This is a genomic window from Ornithinimicrobium panacihumi (assembly GCF_052073805.1).
GTDB classification, from domain to species: Bacteria; Actinomycetota; Actinomycetes; order Actinomycetales; family Dermatophilaceae; genus Ornithinicoccus; species Ornithinicoccus panacihumi.
Map to the genome: position 1 here is coordinate 1 of NZ_JBQGWG010000026.1, position 19,337 is coordinate 19,337.

The following is a 19,337-nucleotide window of genomic DNA, read 5'->3' on the forward strand; positions in this document are numbered from 1 at the left end:
TGAAGCGCCCCAGGTTTGATGCCGCTTCCTTTCGAGTCCGGAAGGATGCATGTCATGCCGAAGAAGATCGATCCCGAGCTGAAGGCTCGGGCTGTGCGGTTGGTGCTGGAGCACCGCAACGAGTACCCGACGATGACCGCGGCCGTGCTGGCGGTCTCCCGGCAGGAAGGAGTGGGCAAGGAATCGTTGCGGCGGTGGGTCGCCCAGGCCGAGATCGATGCCGGCGACCGGCCAGGGACCACCACGGCCGAGCAGGCGGAGATCAAGAAGCTGAAGGCCGAGAACCGGCGGCTGCGTGAGGACGTGGCCATCCTGAAGGCGGCCACGAGTTTCTTCGTGGGGGAGCTCGACCCCCGGAACCGATGATCATGGCGTTCATCGACGCCCAGCGCGCCCAGGGGCACGCGGTCGAGTCGATCTGCCGGGTCCTGCGCGAGCAGGGCCTGCAGGTCGCCGCGCGCACCTACCGGGCCTGGAAGAACAACTCCCGCCAGCCCTCGGCCCGCACGCACACCGATGCTCTGGTGATGGACCTGGTGCGCGACCTGGCCTGGACCACCAACACCCGCACCGGCGCCCGTCAGCTAGCCCCGGAAGGGCTGTACGGGCGACGCAAGATGACCGCGCTGGTCCGCCGCAGCGGCCTGCCCGACGCCTCGGCCGGGGCGGTCGACCGGGCGATGCGCGCCCTGGGCCTGTCCGGCCTCCGCCGCGACAAGGGCATCCGGACCACGATCCCCACCAAGGACGGGCGGCGCGCTGGCGACCTGTTGGATCGCGACTTCACCGCCACCTGCCCGAACCAGACCTGGGTGATGGACTTCACCTACGTCCGGGCCTGGACCGGGTGGGTGTACGTCGCGTTCGTCCTGGACGTCTTCGCCCAGCGGATCGTGGCCTGGCACGCTGCCACGACCAAGGAGGTCGACCTGGTGATGACCCCGCTGCGGATGGCGATCTGGCAGCGTGACCACGACGGGCACCCCGTCGCACCCGGCCTGATCTGCCACGCGGACGCCGGGTCGCAGTACACCTCGCTGCGATTCACCGAGCACCTGGCCCTGGAAGGCCTGCGACCCTCCATCGGCTCGGTCGGTGATGCGTTCGACAACGCCTTGATGGAGAGCGCCATCGGCCTGTACAAGACCGAGTGCATCCGCACCACCGTCTTCTGCGACGGGCCCTACAAGACCATCGCGGACGTCGAGTACGCCACCGCTGCCTGGGTCGACTGGTACAACCAGCGACGCCTCCACGGCAGCCTTGGCATGATGTCCCCAGTGGAGTACGAGAACGCCCACTACGCGACCCTCAACCGAGAGCCGCAACCCGTATAGGAGCGGCACAGAACCTGGGGCGCTTCACGATGCGGAACTTGTCGCCGGAGGTATCGGTGACGCGCGGCAGCACCGCTTCGAGGGCTTCTATGTCGGCGGCGGCGCTTCGGGCGTGATCGCTGGCGCGGTCGCGGGCGTGGAAGAGCATCGACTCGTTGCGGTGATAGGCGCGTTCGAGGCGGCGCAGCCGTTGCACCTCGCTGTGCACGGTGGAGTGCTCCAGCAGCAGCGGGTTCCCCGACGAGATGGCCTTCGCTTCGGCGGCGGACAGCGCGGAGGAGTCGATCTCCTCGATCTCGCGCGAGTCGAGGTTGCCGCGCATGAGCTGCGCGATGAACGTGGCTTTGCGTTCGACGCCCTGCCACATGTAGGAGTCGAACGACCGCTCCGTGACGAAGCGGACGATCCCGACTTCCGCGTTCTGGTTGCCCTGCCGGAGAATCCTGCCCTCCCGCTGGGCGATGTCGCTGGGTCGCCACGGACAGTCCAAGTGATACAGGGCGACGGCGCGGGCTTGCACGTTGGTGCCGACCCCCATCTTCTGCGTGGAACCCATCAGCACCGCGACGTGCCCGGCACGCGCGGCAGCAAACAGCCTCGCTTTATCCACATCGGTGTTGGCTTCGTGCATGTACCGGATGGACTCCGGCGGCATCCCTCGCGCGACCAGCTGCGCCCGCAGTTCGTCGTAGGCGTTCCACTGGGTCGGGTTCGGGGTGCCGATGTCGGAGAACACCAATTGCAGCGCGCCCCGCACCGGCGACTCCTGCCCGGTGATCGGGTCGAGGTAGGTGTGGTCTTTCGTCTGCTCCCAGACCCGATAGATGCTGTCTGCGGCGAGATCGACCTTGGTCGGCCCGGACGGAGTGCGCGGCACGATCATGCGGATGTCGAGCGCGGCCTTGCGCCCATCGGTGGAGATGGTGAGCATGTTGTCTTCGTTCGGCGGCACCGCGCGGGCGGCGACCTTTTCGGCGCGTCTGCCGAGGGTTTCGATGAACTGCTCCAGCTCGACCGTGGGCTGGATGGCGACCGTGGCCGGTGCCCGCCGGCCGTCCTCGCGCTCGGCGATGGCGGGAGTGGGCAGCTGCAGATCCTCGGCGGTCTTCACATCGGCGAAGATCGACCAGAGTTTCAGCATCTCGGGCACGTTCTGGAACTTCGCGAACCGCGTCTTCATGCGGAACGTGTTGTTGCCGGTCGGGGCCATCTCCATCTGCGTGACCGTCTGCCCGAACGTCGCCGCCCACGCATCGAACGCGCCGATCCCGGCGGCTTCCAGCAAGTCCGGGCGCAGGTACTTCTGCATCACGAAGGCCTCGGTCACGCTGTTCGAGATCGGCGTAGCGGTCGCGCCGGTGACGACCCGTTCGCGGCCCTGGGAGCGCAAATATTCGAGCTTCATGTGCAGATCGGAGGCACGGTGCGAACCCTCGATCGCTGCGTCTTGGATGTTCGAGTCGGTGGCGAGGTTCTTGTACATGTGCATCTCGTCCACGACCACGTAGTCGATGCCGGTGTCCTCGAAGCACACCCCGACATCCCGGTCGGTGTCGATGCGGGCTTTGACCTTGTTCTCCAGCTGGAGCAGCTTGCGCTGGATGCGCTTGACGCTCATCGCGTTCTCGCCCGTCGCGGTGGCGAGCACGTCCCGCATGTCGTCGACCTGGGCTTGGATGTACGCCTGCTGCGTTTGCTCGCGCAGTGGGATCTTCTCGAACGCGCCCTGCGTCATGAGCACCCCGTCCCACTCGTTCGCCGACGCCCTGGCGACGAACAGGCGCCGCTTGTCGGCGGTGAGATCCTTGCTGGACGCGGCGAGAATCCTCGCCTGCGGATAGATTTGCAGCCACTCGCGGGAGAACTGTTCGAGCATGTGATTCGGGATCACCAGCACGGGCTTGTCGATCAGCCCCATGCGGCGCATCTCCATCACGCCCATGATCATTTCCGCCGTCTTGCCCGCCCCGACCTCGTGAAACAACCCGGCAGCAGGTTCGGCGATCATCCGGGCGACGGCGGAGCGCTGGTGCGGGCGCGGGGTGAAGTTCTCCGCCAGCCCCGGCAGGCTCAGGTACTCGCCCGCGTCGGTGTAGTCGCGCAAGACGATCGAGTTGAAGCGCCGGTTGTACTCGGCCACGAGCGTGCGGGCACGCTCCGGGTCTTCGAACACCCACTCGGCGAACCGCTCTTGCAGGGCGTCGGCTTTCTCCTGCGCGGCGGTGGTCTCCAACGGGTTGAGCACGCGACGCTTCTTGCCGTCTGCGTCCTCGATCTCGTCGTAGACGAGCAGGGTCTTCTGCTCCATGATCGCCTGGGCGATGTCCGGGGCGGGGCGACGCTCGGTGCCCCACTCGCTCGTGGCCAGCAGCCCGGCCCGGCCTCCCCGCACTTCCCACATGCCCGGCAGCGGGTTCTCCACGTTCACCTCGCGCGTGCGCAGCAGCTCGTTCAAGAACTGCGCGTGCACCTCGGCGCTGATCCACACCGCACCCATGCGGGCGCTGATCTCCTCCACGCCGAGCGCTTCAGGAACGACCTCGGTGAGCGCGTCCACGTTGACCTGAAACGCCGGGTCGTCTGCAGCGCGGGCGGCGGCCTGCTCCAGCTTCACGCGCACGTCGCCGGAGAGATACGCGGGCGCGTGGATGAGCTCGTCGGTGATCGGGTCCGTGAACACCAGCCCGGTCAGGGAAGCGCGCGCTTCGGTTTCGTCCATACCGAGCATGTCCGCGATCAGCGGCAGATCAATCCGGCCAGTGCGGTCGAGACTGACCGCGATCGCATCGGCCGGGGTGTCCACGCCCTGTGGTTCGGTGCGCGGGGAGACCACGCGGCGCGTCATGATCGCCGCCGGAGTCGCGGTCTGGTCGGTGTCGTCGAACTGCTCCAGGGCGAGCACGAGCGCCCCGAACGGGTCGCTTCTGAGCACCCGGATCGCGGTCGGCACCGTGCGGGCGTAGGTGTCCTCCCCGGCATCGTTGGTGCGTCCGGTGCGGCGCAGCGTGTACCGGTTCAGCGGCCCGTACCTGCCGACGTAGCGGCGATAGTCGCGGTACAGGCCCTCACGCGCGGCGTGGATCTCGTCGGTGTCATCGACGGTCGCGGCCTCCAATTCGAGCAGCCGGTGCGCACCGTCCCGCAACCCCAGCAGGGCGCGCAGCTCCGGCCCCGCCGACTTCGGCACGTCCAACGCTTCGACGGAGCCTTGGACCACAGTGGCGAACCCGGTGTCTGTGGCGAGGATGCTGCCGTCCCACTGCTGCGGCGCAGCAGGGACGCGGGCGGCCTGCCGCGCCTGATACTCCGCCGTGGGCGCAGTGAACGTCAGACCTCGGCGGCGGGCGGTGAACGTGACCTCATCGAGCACACCGGCAAGATCGGTGTCGAGCCGATCGAGGTCGCCGTCGACGGTGACGGCCTGCTTGCCGTACATGCCCTGCCGAATACTCAGGGTGCCGAGCACATGCTCGGGGTGATGGTCGAAGTAGGCGTTGATCTTCGAGGTCTGCCCGTCCAGGCTGATCGGGGTGACGGTCTCCCACAGGTCATCCGCCGGAGGCGTGTCGTTCTCGCGGCGGCGCAGGATGAGCAGATCGGTCACCACATCGGTGCCCGCCGTGCGCCGGTGCGCCCCGGCGGGGAGCCTCACCGCGCCCACGAGGTCGGCGAGCATCGCCATCTCGCGGCGCGCGCCGGGGTTCTGCGCATCCATCGTGTACTGCGACGTGAGCACAGCGACCATCCCACCAGGCCGCGTCAATCTCAACGACTTGAGGATGAAGTGGTTGTGCATCGACTGCCGCGTCGGGTTGTGCACCGGGTCGTGCAAGGTCACGTCCGAGAACGGCACGTTCCCGATCGCCGCATCAAACATGCCTTCGGGCAGTCGGGTGTCGGCGAAGGACTCGCCGCGCACCTCGGCGTGCGGGTACAGGGCGCGGCTGATCTGAGCGGTCACCGGGTCGAGTTCCACGCCGGTCATGCGCGCGGTCTCGGGGGCCAGGCCGAGGAACGTGCCCAGCCCTGAGCCGGGTTCGAGCACCCTACCGCCGTCGAAGCCGAGCGCGATCATGGCCCGCCACATCTGCCTGACGATCAGCGGGTCGGTGTAGTGCGCGTTGATCGTCGTGCGCGCGGCAGCATCCCACTCGTCCGGGGTCAGCAGGGCACGCAGTCGCTCACGCTCCGCGCTCCAGTCCTGCTTGGATTCGTCGAACACGTCCGGGATCGCGCCCCAGCTCGACCAGCGCGCGAGCGTCTGCTGCTCATCGCTGGTCGCCGGGCGCTCCTGCTCGGCGAGCAGCCGCGCGGTCTCGATCGCGGCGATGTTCGCCCGGAAGCGGGCTTTCGCACCCGACGGGGCGAGGTCGTCGTGCGTGGCGGGCACGAACCGCGCCCCCGGCGCAGCACCCTGCCGCCCCGCTGAGGTGTCTGTGGTTAGTGGACTTCGCGCAGGAAGCGGATCGTCGCCGCCTCCGCCAGCAGGCTCTGGTGCTCTTCCAGATACCGTCTCGGGATCTCCGCTTCGACCAGCCCCTCCAAGAACCAGACGGGCACGGCCCAGTCGTTCGCTTTCTGTTCCAGGTCGACCGTCGCGGGCATCAGATCGGGGGCGTCCTGCATCCGCTCGGCCCACATGATGAGGTTCTCGTCGTTCGGGGAGGTCTGATTCCACTCCTGCCGGGCCTCGTCCAGCGGCAGACTCGGGTCGCTGACCCAGGCGAGTTGCTGCATCACGACCTCCTCCGCGATCCGTAGCGCCGTCATCCGATGCGCCACGTCCTTGAGATAAGTCTCCCTCGAAGAGTGCATTCTCGCCACCATCAAAGGACGGTTCGTCTCGATCTGCCTGGCCAGTTCGGTGATCTGGCCCTGCGCCTGAAGGCCCAGCTCGGTGAAGAACCGGGTCGGGTCGTCGAGGCTCTGGTACCGCACGGGTGCGTGCGTCTTCCAGTGGTGCATTGCGCGTGCCCCGTACTTGTTCATGTGCTGCTCCCTCCACGCCGGGCGTGGTGTCAGCTGCGCCCGTGATCTGGTCGTCGGCGGTCTGCTCGTCCAGCCCCCACAGGTCGAACTCGAGCTGACCGGGAGGTGCTTTCCGGCTCCGGCGTCTGGCCATCAGCCATCACCTCCTCCACGCTCGGGCGATCGTCGCTCGGGTTGATAGGTGCGGCTCAGCTGCCATGCGTGCCTCGTTCCAGGAGCGCCTCGATCTCGGCGCGGTCGGTTTTCAGCCGGTCGCCGTCGTCGCGTGTCGGCCAGGCGCGCAGGTCGGTGATGATCGGCGGAGCCGAGCGCAGCATCATGACGGCGGTGCCGAACGGGAGGGTGCGGATGCGGTCGGGCGGCATGATCGGCACGCGCCGGATCGAACGCTGATTCGAGCGGGTGCCGTGATCCCCCAAGGTCACGCTGTCGGTGAACTCGTCGCGCTCCCCGATCAGCGCGGAGAGGTCTTGCAGATCGCGGGAGTTGGATGCGCCGCCGAGGATGATCTTGGTGATCGCCGCATCCCAGATCGCGTTCGCTTGGTTCTCGCTCCACCGGTCGCGCGCTTGAGCGAGCGATTGCAGCACCGGCATGGTCGTGATCCCGGTGCCGCCGCCCTCGGCCATGAGAGTCGGCAGGCTCGGGAGCGGGCTGAGGTTGGCGATCTCATCCAGCGCGAGCAGCATGGGCGGGTCGAGGCGTGCACCCGGTGAGCGTGCCGCGATGCGGCGGGCGGCTTCCACCAAGTCCTCGACGAACGCGGCCACGAGTGCGGCGCTGGCCCCTGCTCCGGCGCCGGTGGCGAGCAGGTAGAGGGTGCCGCGCGACAGGATGAACTTCTCCGGGTCGAAGTCCTCACCCTCACCGGGTGAGACCGCATCGAGCACGCGCGGGTCGGCCAGTGCGCTCAGCGACAGCGACACGCCCTGCCAGATCGAGTCGCGCGTCCTCGGGTCGGAGTCGATCATCGCCTCCAAGGACTCAGCCCAGCCGCCCGCCGCCAGCGGGCTGTTCGTCAAAATCGCCACCGCATCGGCGGCGGCGGTCGGGTCGAGCGTCCACCGGAACAACTCCGATGGTGGCCTGCGGTCGATCGCAGCCGCGTGCAGCAGAGCTTGTAGCGCGGAGCGGGTCTTGCCCTCCCAGAACCCGCCGCCCTCCACCCCGCCAGAGGACAGACCGGTCGCAGACGCCAAGCCGGTGGCGCGAATCATCGCCGTCAGCGGGTCTTCACAGCCCCTGATCGGTGACCAGCGCAACCCGGCGGGGATGCCCTCGGCCAGATGCTGCGGGTCGAACACGGCTGTCGGGCCGACCCGTTGCCTCGCGCGCAGGCTCGCGGTGAGGTTGTCCGGGCGAGTTGAGGTCACCACGACCGAGCCGGGCGCATCCAGAATCGAGGGGATGACGATATGGAGACCCTTGCCCGAGCGGGGCGGGCCGATCAGCAGAATCGAGTCCTCGACACTGGCCCACACGTCATGCCCGTGGGAAGTGCCGAGCCGGTAACCCACATCGGCAGGTGCCGGGCGTGACAGCGAGGGGCGCAAGTTCGCAGCCCGCCCGAGCAGCGCCTTGGTCGACGCGGCTCCGGCGACGTCGTGTTTCGTGGCGATTCCGACCAGCCGGTGCGGGTCTTGCGCACTCTTGCGCGACTGGCGGCGCAGCAGCGTCCAGACCCAGGTGATCGCCGCCGCCAGCATCCCCAGCAGCACAACCGCGACAATCCAGTACGCGACGACGTTCAGGCCCTCGGCCTCCAGCGCGGCCGCCGGGTCGCCGGGATTGAACAGCACGCCGACACCGGCGGCGGGGCCGGCTACGGGCTGGGCGGTGCCGGTGAGGAACGCCGCCACCGACCCGGCCCCGCGCAGCAGCAGCGCGAGCGCGAACACCCCGATCAGGCCGATCATGGCGGCGTTGGTCAGCTCGTCACCGAACGAGCCGGTCTGCCTGCCCGGTGCCGGAGCGCTCATGACAGGCTCCGCACGACAAACGTGCCCGAGACCCGGCCCACGAGCACAACCTCGTCGCCGGGGTCGAGATGGTCGTGGGCCAGGTCGATGAGCGCGCGGGCGGTTCCGGTCAGGGCGGCGTCGGTGTGCCGGATGATGCGGCACACCGCAATGTCCTCTCCGGGCACGAAGCCATCCCCGGTCACTTCCAGCAACCGGGGCGCATCCGCCGCCGGTTCGGGTTCCGGCAGCGCCACGACGGGAGGATGTTTGCGGGCGGTGGCGGTGATGATGTCGGTGAACGTCGAACCATCAGCCTCGGTGACCTCGACCCGTGCCGGGATCATCCGTTTGGCAGTGACCTGATCGACAATCCGCGTGAACGAGCTGCGCCGCCATGCGCCCTCGGCGACCGGCGAGGCGAGAGGTTCCCCATTGACGGTGACGCTCATCGTGCCGTCGTCGTGCACGGTCAGGCGGATCACCGGTATCGACACCGGCGCGGGAACAGGGGCATGGGCAGGGGCGTGTCTCATGCCCATCAGGTGCGCCCACCGCGCCTCGGACACGCCAATGTGTCACTAGCGGTCGATGTAGGTGAAACTTCCCGGTGTCGACGTGACCGCCAAGGCGCCTGCACACCGACTGCATCTTCTACGAAGCCGAACAGAGCAGCCGCGACATCTGACGCATCTGTGACCTCTTCAGCATCAAGCGTCGATGGAGCTCTGCGCTACACCGCCATCAACCAAGCGGGAATCGAGACCAAGTGGGTCGACCTGCCAATACTTGCTACGACGTGAAGAGCGGGTAAGTGCTCCGCGGTGCACGACGACTGCACTTGCACGCTGTTTCGATGGATGTATATATAGAGATATGTCGATGCAACAGGTGGTGATCGTCGGGTCTGGTCCGGCGGGGTATACGGCTGCGGTGTACGCGGCTCGGGCGGGGCTTGCCCCGGTGGTGATCGCGGGATCGGTGACGGCGGGTGGCTCGCTGATGACGACGACCGAGGTGGAGAACTTCCCCGGCTTTACGGACGGGGTGCAGGGTCCGGAGCTGATGGAGGCGATGCGTGCGCAGGCCGAGCGTTTCGGCGCCCGCATCCTCCTCGATGACGCGACACGCCTCGACCTCACCGGCCCCGTCAAGACGGTCGAGACGGGTTCGGGCGAGGTGTTCCAGGCGCGCAGCGTGATTCTGTCGACGGGGTCGGCGTACCGGAAGCTGGGGCTGCCCGAAGAGGAGGGACTGTCGGGGCACGGCCTGTCGTGGTGCGCGACCTGTGACGGGTTCTTCTTCCGCAACCAGGAGATCGCGGTCATCGGCGGCGGGGACTCGGCGATGGAGGAAGCCTTGTTCCTGACCCGGTTCGCGTCGAAGGTGACCGTCGTGCACCGGCGGGATGAGTTCCGGGCGTCGAAGATCATGGCCGAGCGTGTGCTCGCGGATCCGAAGATCGAGGTCGCCTGGAACAGTGAGGTCGCCGGCATCCTCGGCGAGCACCGTGTCGAGGGCCTTCGGCTGCGCGACACGATCACGGGGGCGGAGCGGATGCTGCCGGTGACGGGGGTGTTCGTCGCGATCGGGCACGATCCGCGTTCGGAGCTGCTGACCGGCCAGGTCGACCTCGACGACGACGGGTATGTGCAGGTCGTGCATCCGTCGACGGCGACGAACCTGCCCGGCGTGTTCGCTGCGGGGGATCTGGTGGATCGCCGCTACCGTCAGGCCATCACCGCCGCGGGGACGGGGTGCGCTGCAGCCCTCGACGCGCAGCACTTCCTCGCCGGGCTTCCTGACGAGGAACGTGAGTCTGAACTTCTGGAGGTGTCCGCATGAGCGCGACGATCACGGTGACCGATGCCACGTTCGAGGGCGAGGTGATCCAGTCCGATCTCCCGGTGGTGGTCGATATCTGGGCGTCCTGGTGCGGGCCGTGCAAGCAGATCGCCCCGATCATCGACGACCTCGCGGCCGAGTATGCGGGACGGGTGAAGATCGTCAAGCTCGACGCCGACGCCAACCCCGAAACCGTGACCGCGGCCGGGGTCACGTCGATCCCGACCTTGGGCTTTTACCGGGGCGGTGAGCGTGTGGATTTGCTCATCGGCGCGCATCCGCGTCCGGTGATCGCCGGCAAGATCGAGGAGCTGCTGGCATGACCGCCGAGACGATGACGAGAACCGCGCCCGCGCGCCTGTCCACCCTCGACAAGTGGCTGCCGGCCTGGATCGGCCTGGCCATGGTCGCCGGCCTCCTGTTCGGCCGCTTTATCCCTGCGGTCTCGGACGTGCTCGCCCGCCTGGAGGTCGGCGGGATCTCGGTGCCGATCGGTCTGGGCCTGCTGGTGATGATGTACCCGGTGCTCGCGAAGGTCCGCTACGACAAGGTCGCCGCCGTCACCGGCGATAAGAAGCTCCTCGTCTCCTCGCTGCTGCTGAACTGGATCGCCGGTCCCGCGGTCATGTTCGCCCTCGCCTGGGTGTTCCTGCCCGACCTTCCCGAGTATCGGACCGGGCTGATCATCGTCGGCCTGGCGCGCTGTATCGCGATGGTTGTGATCTGGAACGATCTCGCCTGCGGCGACCGGGAGGCGACCGCCGTGCTGGTGGCGATCAACTCGGTGTTCCAGGTGGTCATGTTCTCGGTGCTCGGCTGGTTCTACCTCACGATCCTTCCTGGGTGGCTCGGCCTCGACACTCAGGGGCTGGAAGTGTCGGTGTGGCAGATCGCGCTCAACGTGCTCGTGTTCCTCGGCGTGCCGCTGATCGCGGGATTCGCCTCCCGGTACCTCGGCGAGAAGCGCCGCGGACGTGACTGGTACGAGGAGAGGTTCCTCCCCGTGATCGGCCCGTGGGCGCTCTACGGCCTGCTGTTCACGATCGTCCTTCTCTTCGCCCTCCAGGGGGATGCGATTATCGCGAACCCGCTCGATGTCGCGCGGATCGCCCTGCCCCTGCTGGTCTACTTCGCGCTCATGTGGTTCGCGGGCCTCCTGCTCGGGAAGGGCATCGGCCTCGGCTATGCCCGCTCGACGACGCTGGCATTCACTGCGGCGGGCAACAACTTCGAACTCGCCATCGCGGTCGCCATCGGCACCTTCGGGGCCGCCTCCGGGCAGGCCCTCGCCGGTGTGGTCGGCCCGCTCATCGAGGTGCCCGTGCTCGTCGGCCTCGTATACGTGTCGCTGTGGGCCGCGAGGCGCTGGTTCCACACCGACCCCTACCGTTCGGAGGCGCGCTCATGACCGACACCCTCGTAGTTCCCGCGACCGGTGAGGAGGCGTGCGCGCCCGGTGCCGCACCGGCGATCGGCGCCGAGGTCGCACAGGCTCTCGCCGGCACGCTCAAGGCCCTCGCCGAGCCGCTGCGCCTGCGGATGCTCTCGGCGATCGCGACCGACCTGCGCGGCGAGTCCTGCGTGTGCGATCTCGCCGAACTCGCCGACGTCTCCCAGCCCACCGTCTCCCACCACCTGAAAGTCCTCAAGACCGTGGGGCTGCTGGATTCCGAGCGGCGCGGCACCTGGGTCTGGTACTCCATCCCCGCGGACCGGCGCGCGGCGGTGACCGCGCTGCTGGAGGCCTTCGCGCCCGCCGTGACCACCCCCACGCGGCCGGAACGACCGGCGGATGTCGGCGAGCTCGCCGAGATGGACGAGCACATCACCCACCTCGCCGCGGACCTCGCCGCACACACCCCGGGACTGCCGGCGGCGACGGTGACCGGGATCGTGCGCGACTCCTTCACCGCGCTCGCGCGGTCGGCGAAGATCACCCGCTACCTCGTGCCGTTGACGGAAAGGTTCGCCAAACAGCGCCTCGCCGATCTCACGAGAGACCGGGCGACCGCTGCGCCGCAGGTGCTGTTCGTGTGCGTCGCGAACGCCGGCCGCTCCCAGCTCGCCGCCGCCCTCACCCGCCACCTCTCGGGAGGTCGGATCGTGGCCCGCTCAGCCGGGTCGACCCCCGCCGCGGGCATCCACCCCCGCGTGCAGGACCTCATCACCGAGATCAACGGCTCCGACGCGGAGGCGGCGTTCCCGAAGCCGCTCACTGACGACGCGATCCGCGCCGCCGACGTGGTGATCACGATGGGCTGCGGCGACGTCTGCCCGATCATCCCTGGCATCCGCTACGAGGACTGGCCGGTCGCCGACCCCGCACTCGCCTCTCCGGACGGGGTGCTCGCGATCCGCGACGACATCGCCGCCCGCGTCCGCACTCTCATCGACTCCCTCCTCACCGACTGAAAGCAGAGACCTGCCATGACTGACCGCAAGCCCTCCGTGCTGTTCGTGTGCGTGCACAACGCCGGCCGCTCCCAGATGGCCGCCGGCTACCTCCGCCACTACGCCGCCGATCGCATCGAAGTCCGATCCGCAGGGTCGATGCCCGCCGAGCAGATCAACCCCGTCGCCGTCGCAGCGATGCGAGAAGACGGCATCGACATCACCGCAGAGCAGCCCAAGGTGCTCACCACCGAGGCCGTGCAAGCCTCCGACGTCGTGATCACCATGGGGTGCGGCGACGCCTGCCCGTTCTTCCCCGGCAAACGGTATGAGGACTGGAAGCTCGACGACCCCGCCGGGCAAGGCATCGACGCCGTCCGCCCCATCCGCGATGACATCAAGGCCCGCATCCAGGCTCTCGTGACCGAGCTGCTCGGCGAGGAGCAGGCGGCGTCTGCGTGATCGATGTCGTCGTCATCGGCGGCGGTCAGGCCGGGCTCGCCGCGGGCTACTACCTGCGGCGAACCGGTCTGGACTTCGTCATCCTCGACGCCCAGACCGGGCCGGGCGGAGCGTGGCGGCACGGATGGGAGTCCCTGCGGCTGTTCTCCCCGGCCCCGTACAGTCCGCTCCCGGGCTGGCCGATGCCGCCCCAACCAGGTGAAACGTTCCCGACCGCCGCGCACGTCGCCCAGTACCTCGCCGACTACGAAGCACGCTACGCGCTCCCCGGCCACCGGCCCGTCCGCGTCAACCAGGTCCGCCGGGATGTGGGAGTCTTCGTGGTGGGCACTGATCGGGGCGAATGGGTGGCGCGGGCGGTGATCAGCGCCACCGGCACCTGGCAGACCCCGCACGTTCCCGCCTATCCGGGGCAGGACGTGTTCACCGGAGTGCAGTTGCATACGGTGAACTATCGGACGCCGGAGCGCTTCGCCGGGCAGCGGGTCGTGATTGTCGGCGGCGGGAACTCCGCCGCGCAGATCCTCGCCGAAGTCTCCACAGTCGCAGACACCCTCTGGGTCACGCCGCGCCCGCCGCGGTTCATGCCCGACGACGTCGATGGGCGGGTGCTCTTCGACGTCGCCACCGCCCGCGCCGCCGCCTAGCGCGCCGGCGCCCACCATGGCGGGGTGGCCGGGCTCGGCGACATCGTGATGGTGCCCCCGGTGCGCGAAGCCCGCGACCGGGGCGCCCTCAACGCGGTCCCGATGTTCGACCGCCTCACCCCGACCGGTGTCGCCTGGAGCGACGGGCGAGAGTACGCGTGCGATGCGATCATCTGGTGCACCGGGTTCGCCCCGCACCTCGATCACCTCACCTCACTCGGCCTCACCCTCCAGGACGGTCATCCGGCCACCGTGGGCACCCGCTCGGTCGATCATCCCGGCGTGCATCTGCTCGGGTACGGCGACTGGACCGGGTTCGCATCGGCGACCCTCATCGGCGCCGGGCGCACCGCCAAACTCGCCGTCGCCGAACTCCGCACCTACCTCGCCACCGAAGAGGATCAGGGCGGCGCGGTTTCGCCTCGGCCTGCCGCACCGCGCCCGTAGCCGAGCCGCCTCCCTCACGCGGGCACGCGAGGCAGGCTTCCCGCACCCCGGCCGAGGTGGGTGAGGACGTGCGCGGCGTCGCGGTGGACTCCGCGCAGCGTGTTCGAGGAGAACGAGCGTTGGAACTCGACCCCGAGAAACCCCAGCCCCGCCTGCACGGTCGAGACCCCACGACGATGCTGCGGCATCCCGTGCTCGTCGACGGCGCCGAGCGGGTGCAGGTAGGGCAGGTGCGGGCGGTAGCCGGTCGCGAACACGACCGCATCGACCCGCTCCCGACGCCCGTCGGCCCAGACGATGCCGTCTTGGGTGAAGGCGGTGAACATCGGCCGATGATCGGGGCGTCCGGACGCGAGCGCTTCCCGGTAGGCGCCGGTGTCGAGCACGGGCGTGCCCGCCACCAGCCGGGAGAGGATTCCCCAGGGTGCCCGGTCGATGCGGGTGTGGGTCAGCCAGAAGTGCAGGTCGCGGCCGGCGAGTCTCTGCTGCGCGAACCGCACCCGGTCCCGCACCGCGAGCGAGGTGTGCGCGACCTGCGCCAGCTCGACAGCGACCTGGATCGCGGAGTTTCCCGCCCCGACCACGACGACACGCCGCCCCGCGAACCGGGCGGGCGAGCGATAGTCCGCCACGTGCAGTACCTCACCCGCATAGTCCTCCCGGCCCGGGAGCCGTGGCGTGAACGGGTTTGCGAAAGCACCGGTCGCAGCGATCAGGGCATCCCCGGCCACCGTCGACCCGTCCGCGAGCACCGCGACGAATCGGTCCTGTTCTCGGGTGACCGTGTCCACCCGGGCTCCGGTGCGGATCTCGGTGCCCAGCCAGGAGGCGTAGCCGCGCAAGAACTGCACCACCTCGTCACGATGCGGGTACTCGCCAGGAGGACCCGGGAACGGGTATCCGGGGAAGCCGGAGAACCGGCGGGGCGAGAACAGCCGCAGACTGTCGTAATAGGACGGCCACGACCCCACCGGCTCGTCTCCGGCTTCGAGCACCACCGGCTCCCAGCCGCGCTCGGCCCCGGCGCGGGCGGCGGCGAGCCCGGACTGCCCGCCGCCGACAATCAACAGCCGCCGGCTCACCCGCGCGACCCGAGCTGCACCAACTGCGGCCCACCGCAGCAACTGCCCGCAGCCGGCTCCTCGGGCGCATCGAACACGCCGCTGCCACCGCAGACCCCGGTATCCGGCAGCACCAGCTCGACCCGGGCAGCCGCCTCCCGGTCACCGGCGAGTTCCGCGACGATCGAGCGGACCTGCTCGTACCCGGTCATCGCGAGAAACGTCGGCGCCCGCCCGTACGACTTCGCCCCGACGATGAAGAACCCCGGCTCCGGATGCGACAGCTCCGCCGCCCCGGTCGCCCGCACCGAACCACACGAGTGAACATTCGGATCGACCTCGGCCGCGACCCGTACCGGAGCCTGGAGCCGGTAGTCCAGCTCGAGCCGCACTTCCGTGAGGAACGACAGATCCGGCCGGAACCCCGTCAGCACGACCACCCGATCAGCCGGATCGAGCACGCGCCCGTCCTCGGCAGCAACGACAGCCCGCCCACCCGTGGCGGTGATCGCGTCGGTGCGGAAACCGGTGACGAGCGTGACGAGGCCCGCGTCGACGGCCTGTTTCGCGCGCTGACCCAGCGCACCACGCTCCGCCAGCTCATCCGCCGCGCCGCCACCGAAGGTGTTGCCGACCGTGCCGCGCCGCAGCACCCACGACACCCGCGTCGCGGGATGCTCCCGCACGACCTTAGCGAGCTCGATGATCACCGTCGCCGCCGAATGCCCGCTCCCGACCACCACAACATGCCCACCTGCCAGCGCCGCGGCATCGGCCGTATCCGGGATGCGATGCGTCACCAGGCCCGCCTCGGCCGCGGCATCCTCGCCGAGCGCCGGCAGCCCGTTCGCGCCCGCCGGTGCCGGATGCGTCCACGTTCCCGACGCATCGATCACCGCGCGTGCCTCGACCCGCGTCTCACCGCCGTCCGCGGAGCGCAGCTGCACGACGAAGGGCTGCTCGGCCCGGCCCGCATTCACCGACAGATCACGGCCCTTCCGTGCCACCCCGACCACGCGCGCGCCATATCGCACACGCTCACCGAGCACATCGGCAAGCGGGGCGAGGTACCCGTCGATCCAGTCCCCACCCGTGGGATACCCCGCACCCGGGACCTCCCGGCCCACGGAGGCGAGCAGCCGCGACGCAGCAGCATCAACCAGCTCCGGCCACGGCGAGAACAAACGCACGTGCCGCCACTGCGCGACCGAGGCCGCCACGACCAGCCCCGCCTCAACCACCAGCGGCTCGATCCCACGCTCCAGCAGATGCGCCGCCGCAGCCAGCCCCTGCGGGCCCGCCCCGATCACGACCACAGGCAGATCCATCACAACCTCCACTCATCGACAAACATCAATGCGACCAGGCTCCACCACGTATCGACAAATGTCAATACGTGGTGGAGAATGGGTGCCATGACCACCACCACGCCCGCGACGTCCAGTGCTTGCTGCTTGCCCGGCGGCCAGCCCCTCGACGACGCCGAGGCCACCCAACTCGCGCGCGTCTTCAAAGCACTCGGGGATCCGGCACGGGTGAAGCTGTTCTCCCTGATCGTCGCCTCCGCGAACGGCGAGATGTGCGTGTGCGACCTCACCGAACCCGTCGGGCTCTCCCAACCCACCGTCTCGCACCACATGAAACTCCTCGTCGACGCCGGCCTCGTCACCCGAGAACAACGCGGACGCTGGGCCTACTACGCACCGGCCCCCGGCCCCCTTTTCACGGCTGTCCGCCACCTCATCGGACATTGAATCAGCTCGTTATCACTGAGATCGGGCAGCATCACGTCGAAAGCTCCGGAGTGTCGGCATCTTCCTCGAATATGCGGATGCACACCCCAGAAAACAGGGCATATATCCGCATGTTCCCACGGTTTACTGTTCGATGTTCTTGAACTTGCGGGGTTCCCCTGATGCCCGGAACCCAGTTTCGAAAAGTTCCATTTCGGCTGGGTGGAGTTGCGCCTGTACGACGAAGCTGCGTTCCTTAATGCGCCACAGGCCCTGCCCGACGCCGAGCGAGGGCAGCAGTTTCCGCTCGGTGGTCGTCAGGCCGAGGGTCTTGGCGGTGACGCCAAGCTGGTCGCTCTCTTGCCTGTAGATGACTCTCGTCTCAGCGTTGGCCAGCAACGAGTTCGCCAGCGAGCGCATCGCAGAACCCGCGTCGCCGACGTTCTCCAGGTCGGTCAGCTTGTGGAAGATCAAGGCGTTGGCGATGCCGTAGTGCCGGGCGAGCCGCCAGTGCGCGTCCATCCTCTTCAGCAAGGACGGGTGCGACATGAGACGCCACGCTTCGTCATAGATCACCCACCGTTGCCCTCCCGCCGGGTCGAGCAGCGCCGATTCCATCCATGCCGAGCAGCACGTCATGAGCGCGCTGATGAGCGTGCTGTTCTCGGTCACGCGGCTCAGGTCGAGGCTCATCATCGGCAGCGTCGGGTCGAACTGCACCGTCGAGGGGCCGTCGAACAATCCCGCGAGGTCACCGGCAACCAGCCGCCGCAGAGCGTGACCGACGATGCGGCCATCCTCGGTCAGTCTCCCGTCGCTGTCGTCGGAGGGGGCGAGGATACGGTTGACGACCATCGGCAGAATCGGCACCGCGTTCTCCCGCACGGTCGCGGTCAGCGCCGTGTCGATCGCGGTGTGCTCCAGCGGTGTGAGGGCACGGTTGAGGACGACCTCGGCCAGCGCGCCGATGAGGTCGCGGCGGCGCGCGGCCACGGTGCTCTCCCACTCGGCATCGGTGAAGTTGGAGGGCCGGTAGCCCTCGTCCAAGGGGTTGAGCCGGTTCGCCATGCCGTGCCCGAGCGCGATGGCGCGCCCGCCGACGGCCTCCGCGACGGCGGTATGTTCCCCTTTCGGGTCGCCCGGCACATACACGCGCCTGCCGAACGGCAGGCTGCGGGTGTAGAGCGACTTGGCGAGCGAGGACTTGCCCGAGCCGACGATTCCGGCCAGCACGACGTTCGGGGCGGTGATGACGCCGTTGGCGTACAGCACCCACGGGTCGTACACGAACGAGCCGCCGCTGTAGAGATCCTGACCGACGAACACTCCGCTACTGCCGAGGCCGCCCTCGGCGACGAACGGGTACGCGCCGGACAGGGTGGCGCTGGTGTCTTGGTGGCGGGGCAGGTGGAAGCGGCCCGGTGTGCGCAGCATCGACGGGCCGGGTTCGCCTGCGGCGGGCAGGTACTGGCGTGCGGCGCGCTCGGCCTTGTCCGCTTCGGCGCGGGCTTTGGCCTCGTCCATCCGCTGCTGCCGCTGCTCGCGTTGCAGTTGTTTCGCGGCCTGGCGTCGCTGCTTGCGGTAGCGTCGCCGCTCTTTCGCGGGGGCGACCAGCACCGAGGCGTGCAGTTTCTCATCGTCGCTGCGGCTCATCGCTCCAGCCCCCGGTTACGCACGATGTCCGTGATGCGGTCAGGGGTGAACCATGACCCGTCGCCGCGCACCCGGTTCCGGCGCTCATCGAGCGCGCGCCGCACGGCCTCGGCGTTCGCCGCGTCCTGGGCAGGCCCGGTGTTCTGCGGGCCGTCGCCTGCTGCTGTCGTGTCGTCGGGCGGTGGGGTGTAGGAGCGGTAGAGCGCGACGTGTACGAACGTCGGGCTGTAGGTCAGCGCGTACTCGCCCTCGGTGACCAGTCGGGTGTTCGCGCCCGTGGGAGGCACGTCGTAGACATGCTCATTCGCCTGCGCCGCGCTGGTGGTCTCGTCGCCGTAGTCGAAGCCGCGCAGATGCTCGATCGCCGCGCCGGTGCCGTCCCTGTCGATGAGATCAAGCACACGGTCGGCTTCTTCGCCTTGCAAGAAGACCACTGTCACCCATCGCAGCTGCGGAGGATGCCAGGCGATGCGGCCCAAGTGCCCGGATGCCTGATCGAGTGCGCTCTCGGCGGCGCTGACGTGCCCTGCCGCCTGCCGGATTGCGTCGGCAGCGGCCCAGGCGTCGGCAGCGCCGAGGTTGCGGTCGCCGTCGTCGTGAGCGGCGCGGCCCTGATAGGTGAGGCTGGCCCCGCCGAGCTGGATGAGCGACTGTTCGAGCGAGCGCGTCGCGCCGAGCAGTTCGCCGACGATGCCGTAGAGCTTGTCAGGGTCGTCGATGCGCATGGTCGCGTGCGCGAGACCTCGCAACGCTTGACGGGCTTCGTCAGCGTCGGCGGTCGGGTCGTTGAACGTGGGCATGTCGGGCCTCCAGA

Annotated in this window: 17 protein-coding genes and 1 other annotated feature; of the genes, 9 read left to right on the forward strand and 8 right to left on the reverse strand. The window is 68.8% G+C overall.

The window, feature by feature from the left end:
- Nucleotides 1-54: 54 nt before the first annotated feature.
- Nucleotides 55-1,337 (forward strand): IS3 family transposase gene (locus tag ACTMMA_RS16135; RefSeq protein WP_441189664.1). Its coding sequence is split into 2 segments (ribosomal slippage): nucleotides 55-328 and nucleotides 328-1,337, totalling 1,284 coding nucleotides; the frame shifts between segments, so codons are not numbered across the junction.
- Nucleotides 324-458 (forward strand) — a sequence feature (AL1L pseudoknot). (Overlaps the previous gene by 135 nt.)
- Here the strand turns inward: ACTMMA_RS16135 and ACTMMA_RS16140 are convergent.
- The 4 genes from ACTMMA_RS16140 to ACTMMA_RS16155 all read right to left on the reverse strand — a co-directional run bounded on the left by ACTMMA_RS16140 (nucleotide 1,312) and on the right by ACTMMA_RS16155 (nucleotide 8,769).
- On the reverse strand, nucleotides 1,312-5,727 hold the full coding sequence (locus ACTMMA_RS16140) for a helicase-like domain-containing protein (RefSeq protein WP_441191139.1): 4,416 nt from the start codon (nucleotides 5,725-5,727) through the stop codon (nucleotides 1,312-1,314). The genes ACTMMA_RS16135 and ACTMMA_RS16140 overlap by 26 nt on opposite strands.
- A 50-nt stretch (nucleotides 5,728-5,777) precedes the next feature.
- On the reverse strand, nucleotides 5,778-6,326 hold the full coding sequence (locus tag ACTMMA_RS16145; protein WP_441191140.1) for a hypothetical protein: 549 nt from the start codon (nucleotides 6,324-6,326) through the stop codon (nucleotides 5,778-5,780).
- Between the two features lie 188 nt (nucleotides 6,327-6,514).
- Nucleotides 6,515-8,305, reverse strand: coding sequence for a type IV secretory system conjugative DNA transfer family protein (locus ACTMMA_RS16150; protein ID WP_441191141.1), 1,791 nt, complete (start codon nucleotides 8,303-8,305; stop codon nucleotides 6,515-6,517).
- Entirely contained in the window at nucleotides 8,302-8,769 is a 468-nt protein-coding gene (locus tag ACTMMA_RS16155; protein ID WP_441191142.1) for a hypothetical protein, read from the reverse strand. Before ACTMMA_RS16155 ends, ACTMMA_RS16150 begins: the two co-directional genes overlap by 4 nt.
- Nucleotides 8,770-9,160: 391 nt before the next feature.
- Here ACTMMA_RS16155 and trxB point away from each other — a divergent pair, with 391 nt between their 5' ends.
- The 7 genes from trxB to ACTMMA_RS16190 are packed head-to-tail and all read left to right on the forward strand — an operon-like array spanning nucleotide 9,161 to nucleotide 14,076.
- Nucleotides 9,161-10,129 (forward strand): thioredoxin-disulfide reductase, encoded by a 969-nt coding sequence (trxB, locus tag ACTMMA_RS16160; protein ID WP_441191143.1) that lies wholly within the window; start codon nucleotides 9,161-9,163, stop codon nucleotides 10,127-10,129.
- Complete coding sequence (gene trxA / locus ACTMMA_RS16165) at nucleotides 10,126-10,452, forward strand: thioredoxin (protein ID WP_441191144.1); 327 nt, start codon at nucleotides 10,126-10,128, stop codon at nucleotides 10,450-10,452. The genes trxB and trxA overlap by 4 nt, the downstream gene beginning before the upstream one ends.
- A complete protein-coding gene (arsB, locus tag ACTMMA_RS16170; protein ID WP_441191145.1) occupies nucleotides 10,449-11,537 on the forward strand; it encodes an ACR3 family arsenite efflux transporter in 1,089 nt (362 codons plus the stop codon). The genes trxA and arsB overlap by 4 nt, the downstream gene beginning before the upstream one ends.
- Complete coding sequence (locus ACTMMA_RS16175) at nucleotides 11,534-12,541, forward strand: metalloregulator ArsR/SmtB family transcription factor (RefSeq protein ID WP_441191146.1); 1,008 nt, start codon at nucleotides 11,534-11,536, stop codon at nucleotides 12,539-12,541. The genes arsB and ACTMMA_RS16175 overlap by 4 nt, the downstream gene beginning before the upstream one ends.
- 15 nt (nucleotides 12,542-12,556) lie before the next feature.
- The gene (locus tag ACTMMA_RS16180) at nucleotides 12,557-12,982 is read left to right on the forward strand and encodes an arsenate reductase ArsC (RefSeq protein ID WP_441191147.1); all 426 of its coding nucleotides are present in this window, start codon (nucleotides 12,557-12,559) and stop codon (nucleotides 12,980-12,982) included.
- Nucleotides 12,979-13,629, forward strand: a complete 651-nt coding sequence (locus ACTMMA_RS16185) for an FAD-dependent oxidoreductase (protein WP_441191148.1) — start codon at nucleotides 12,979-12,981, stop codon at nucleotides 13,627-13,629. Before ACTMMA_RS16180 ends, ACTMMA_RS16185 begins: the two co-directional genes overlap by 4 nt.
- 24 nt (nucleotides 13,630-13,653) lie before the next feature.
- The gene (locus ACTMMA_RS16190; protein ID WP_441191149.1) at nucleotides 13,654-14,076 is read left to right on the forward strand and encodes a hypothetical protein; all 423 of its coding nucleotides are present in this window, start codon (nucleotides 13,654-13,656) and stop codon (nucleotides 14,074-14,076) included.
- 14 nt (nucleotides 14,077-14,090) lie between these two features.
- Here the strand turns inward: ACTMMA_RS16190 and ACTMMA_RS16195 are convergent, their stop codons facing one another.
- Together ACTMMA_RS16195 and ACTMMA_RS16200 are read right to left on the reverse strand one after the other, a co-directional pair.
- On the reverse strand, nucleotides 14,091-15,158 hold the full coding sequence (locus ACTMMA_RS16195; RefSeq protein WP_441191150.1) for a flavin-containing monooxygenase: 1,068 nt from the start codon (nucleotides 15,156-15,158) through the stop codon (nucleotides 14,091-14,093).
- Complete coding sequence (locus tag ACTMMA_RS16200) at nucleotides 15,155-16,465, reverse strand: NAD(P)-binding domain-containing protein (RefSeq protein ID WP_441191151.1); 1,311 nt, start codon at nucleotides 16,463-16,465, stop codon at nucleotides 15,155-15,157. The genes ACTMMA_RS16195 and ACTMMA_RS16200 overlap by 4 nt, the downstream gene beginning before the upstream one ends.
- A gap of 78 nt (nucleotides 16,466-16,543) precedes the next feature.
- Between ACTMMA_RS16200 and ACTMMA_RS16205 the strand changes: the two genes are divergently transcribed.
- Entirely contained in the window at nucleotides 16,544-16,891 is a 348-nt protein-coding gene (locus ACTMMA_RS16205) for an ArsR/SmtB family transcription factor (RefSeq protein ID WP_441191152.1), read from the forward strand.
- Between the two features lie 123 nt (nucleotides 16,892-17,014).
- Here ACTMMA_RS16205 and ACTMMA_RS16210 read toward each other — a convergent pair whose 3' ends face one another.
- Together ACTMMA_RS16210 and ACTMMA_RS16215 are read right to left on the reverse strand one after the other, a co-directional pair.
- On the reverse strand, nucleotides 17,015-18,523 hold the full coding sequence (locus tag ACTMMA_RS16210) for a putative type IV secretion/conjugal transfer ATPase (protein WP_441191153.1): 1,509 nt from the start codon (nucleotides 18,521-18,523) through the stop codon (nucleotides 17,015-17,017).
- On the reverse strand, nucleotides 18,520-19,323 hold the full coding sequence (locus ACTMMA_RS16215) for a hypothetical protein (RefSeq protein ID WP_441191154.1): 804 nt from the start codon (nucleotides 19,321-19,323) through the stop codon (nucleotides 18,520-18,522). The genes ACTMMA_RS16210 and ACTMMA_RS16215 overlap by 4 nt, the downstream gene beginning before the upstream one ends.
- Nucleotides 19,324-19,337: the final 14 nt, after the last annotated feature.

Coding starts and splice junctions, on each gene's coding strand:
- ACTMMA_RS16145 (WP_441191140.1), bottom strand. CDS start 6,326: ATGAACAAGTACGGGGCACGCGCAATGCACCACTGGAAGACGCACGCA.
- ACTMMA_RS16150 (WP_441191141.1), bottom strand. CDS start 8,305: ATGAGCGCTCCGGCACCGGGCAGGCAGACCGGCTCGTTCGGTGACGAG.
- trxB (WP_441191143.1), top strand. CDS start 9,161: ATGTCGATGCAACAGGTGGTGATCGTCGGGTCTGGTCCGGCGGGGTAT.
- trxA (WP_441191144.1), top strand. CDS start 10,126: ATGAGCGCGACGATCACGGTGACCGATGCCACGTTCGAGGGCGAGGTG.
- arsB (WP_441191145.1), top strand. CDS start 10,449: ATGACCGCCGAGACGATGACGAGAACCGCGCCCGCGCGCCTGTCCACC.
- ACTMMA_RS16175 (WP_441191146.1), top strand. CDS start 11,534: ATGACCGACACCCTCGTAGTTCCCGCGACCGGTGAGGAGGCGTGCGCG.
- ACTMMA_RS16180 (WP_441191147.1), top strand. CDS start 12,557: ATGACTGACCGCAAGCCCTCCGTGCTGTTCGTGTGCGTGCACAACGCC.
- ACTMMA_RS16200 (WP_441191151.1), bottom strand. CDS start 16,465: ATGGATCTGCCTGTGGTCGTGATCGGGGCGGGCCCGCAGGGGCTGGCT.
- ACTMMA_RS16205 (WP_441191152.1), top strand. CDS start 16,544: ATGGGTGCCATGACCACCACCACGCCCGCGACGTCCAGTGCTTGCTGC.
- ACTMMA_RS16210 (WP_441191153.1), bottom strand. CDS start 18,523: ATGAGCCGCAGCGACGATGAGAAACTGCACGCCTCGGTGCTGGTCGCC.
- ACTMMA_RS16215 (WP_441191154.1), bottom strand. CDS start 19,323: ATGCCCACGTTCAACGACCCGACCGCCGACGCTGACGAAGCCCGTCAA.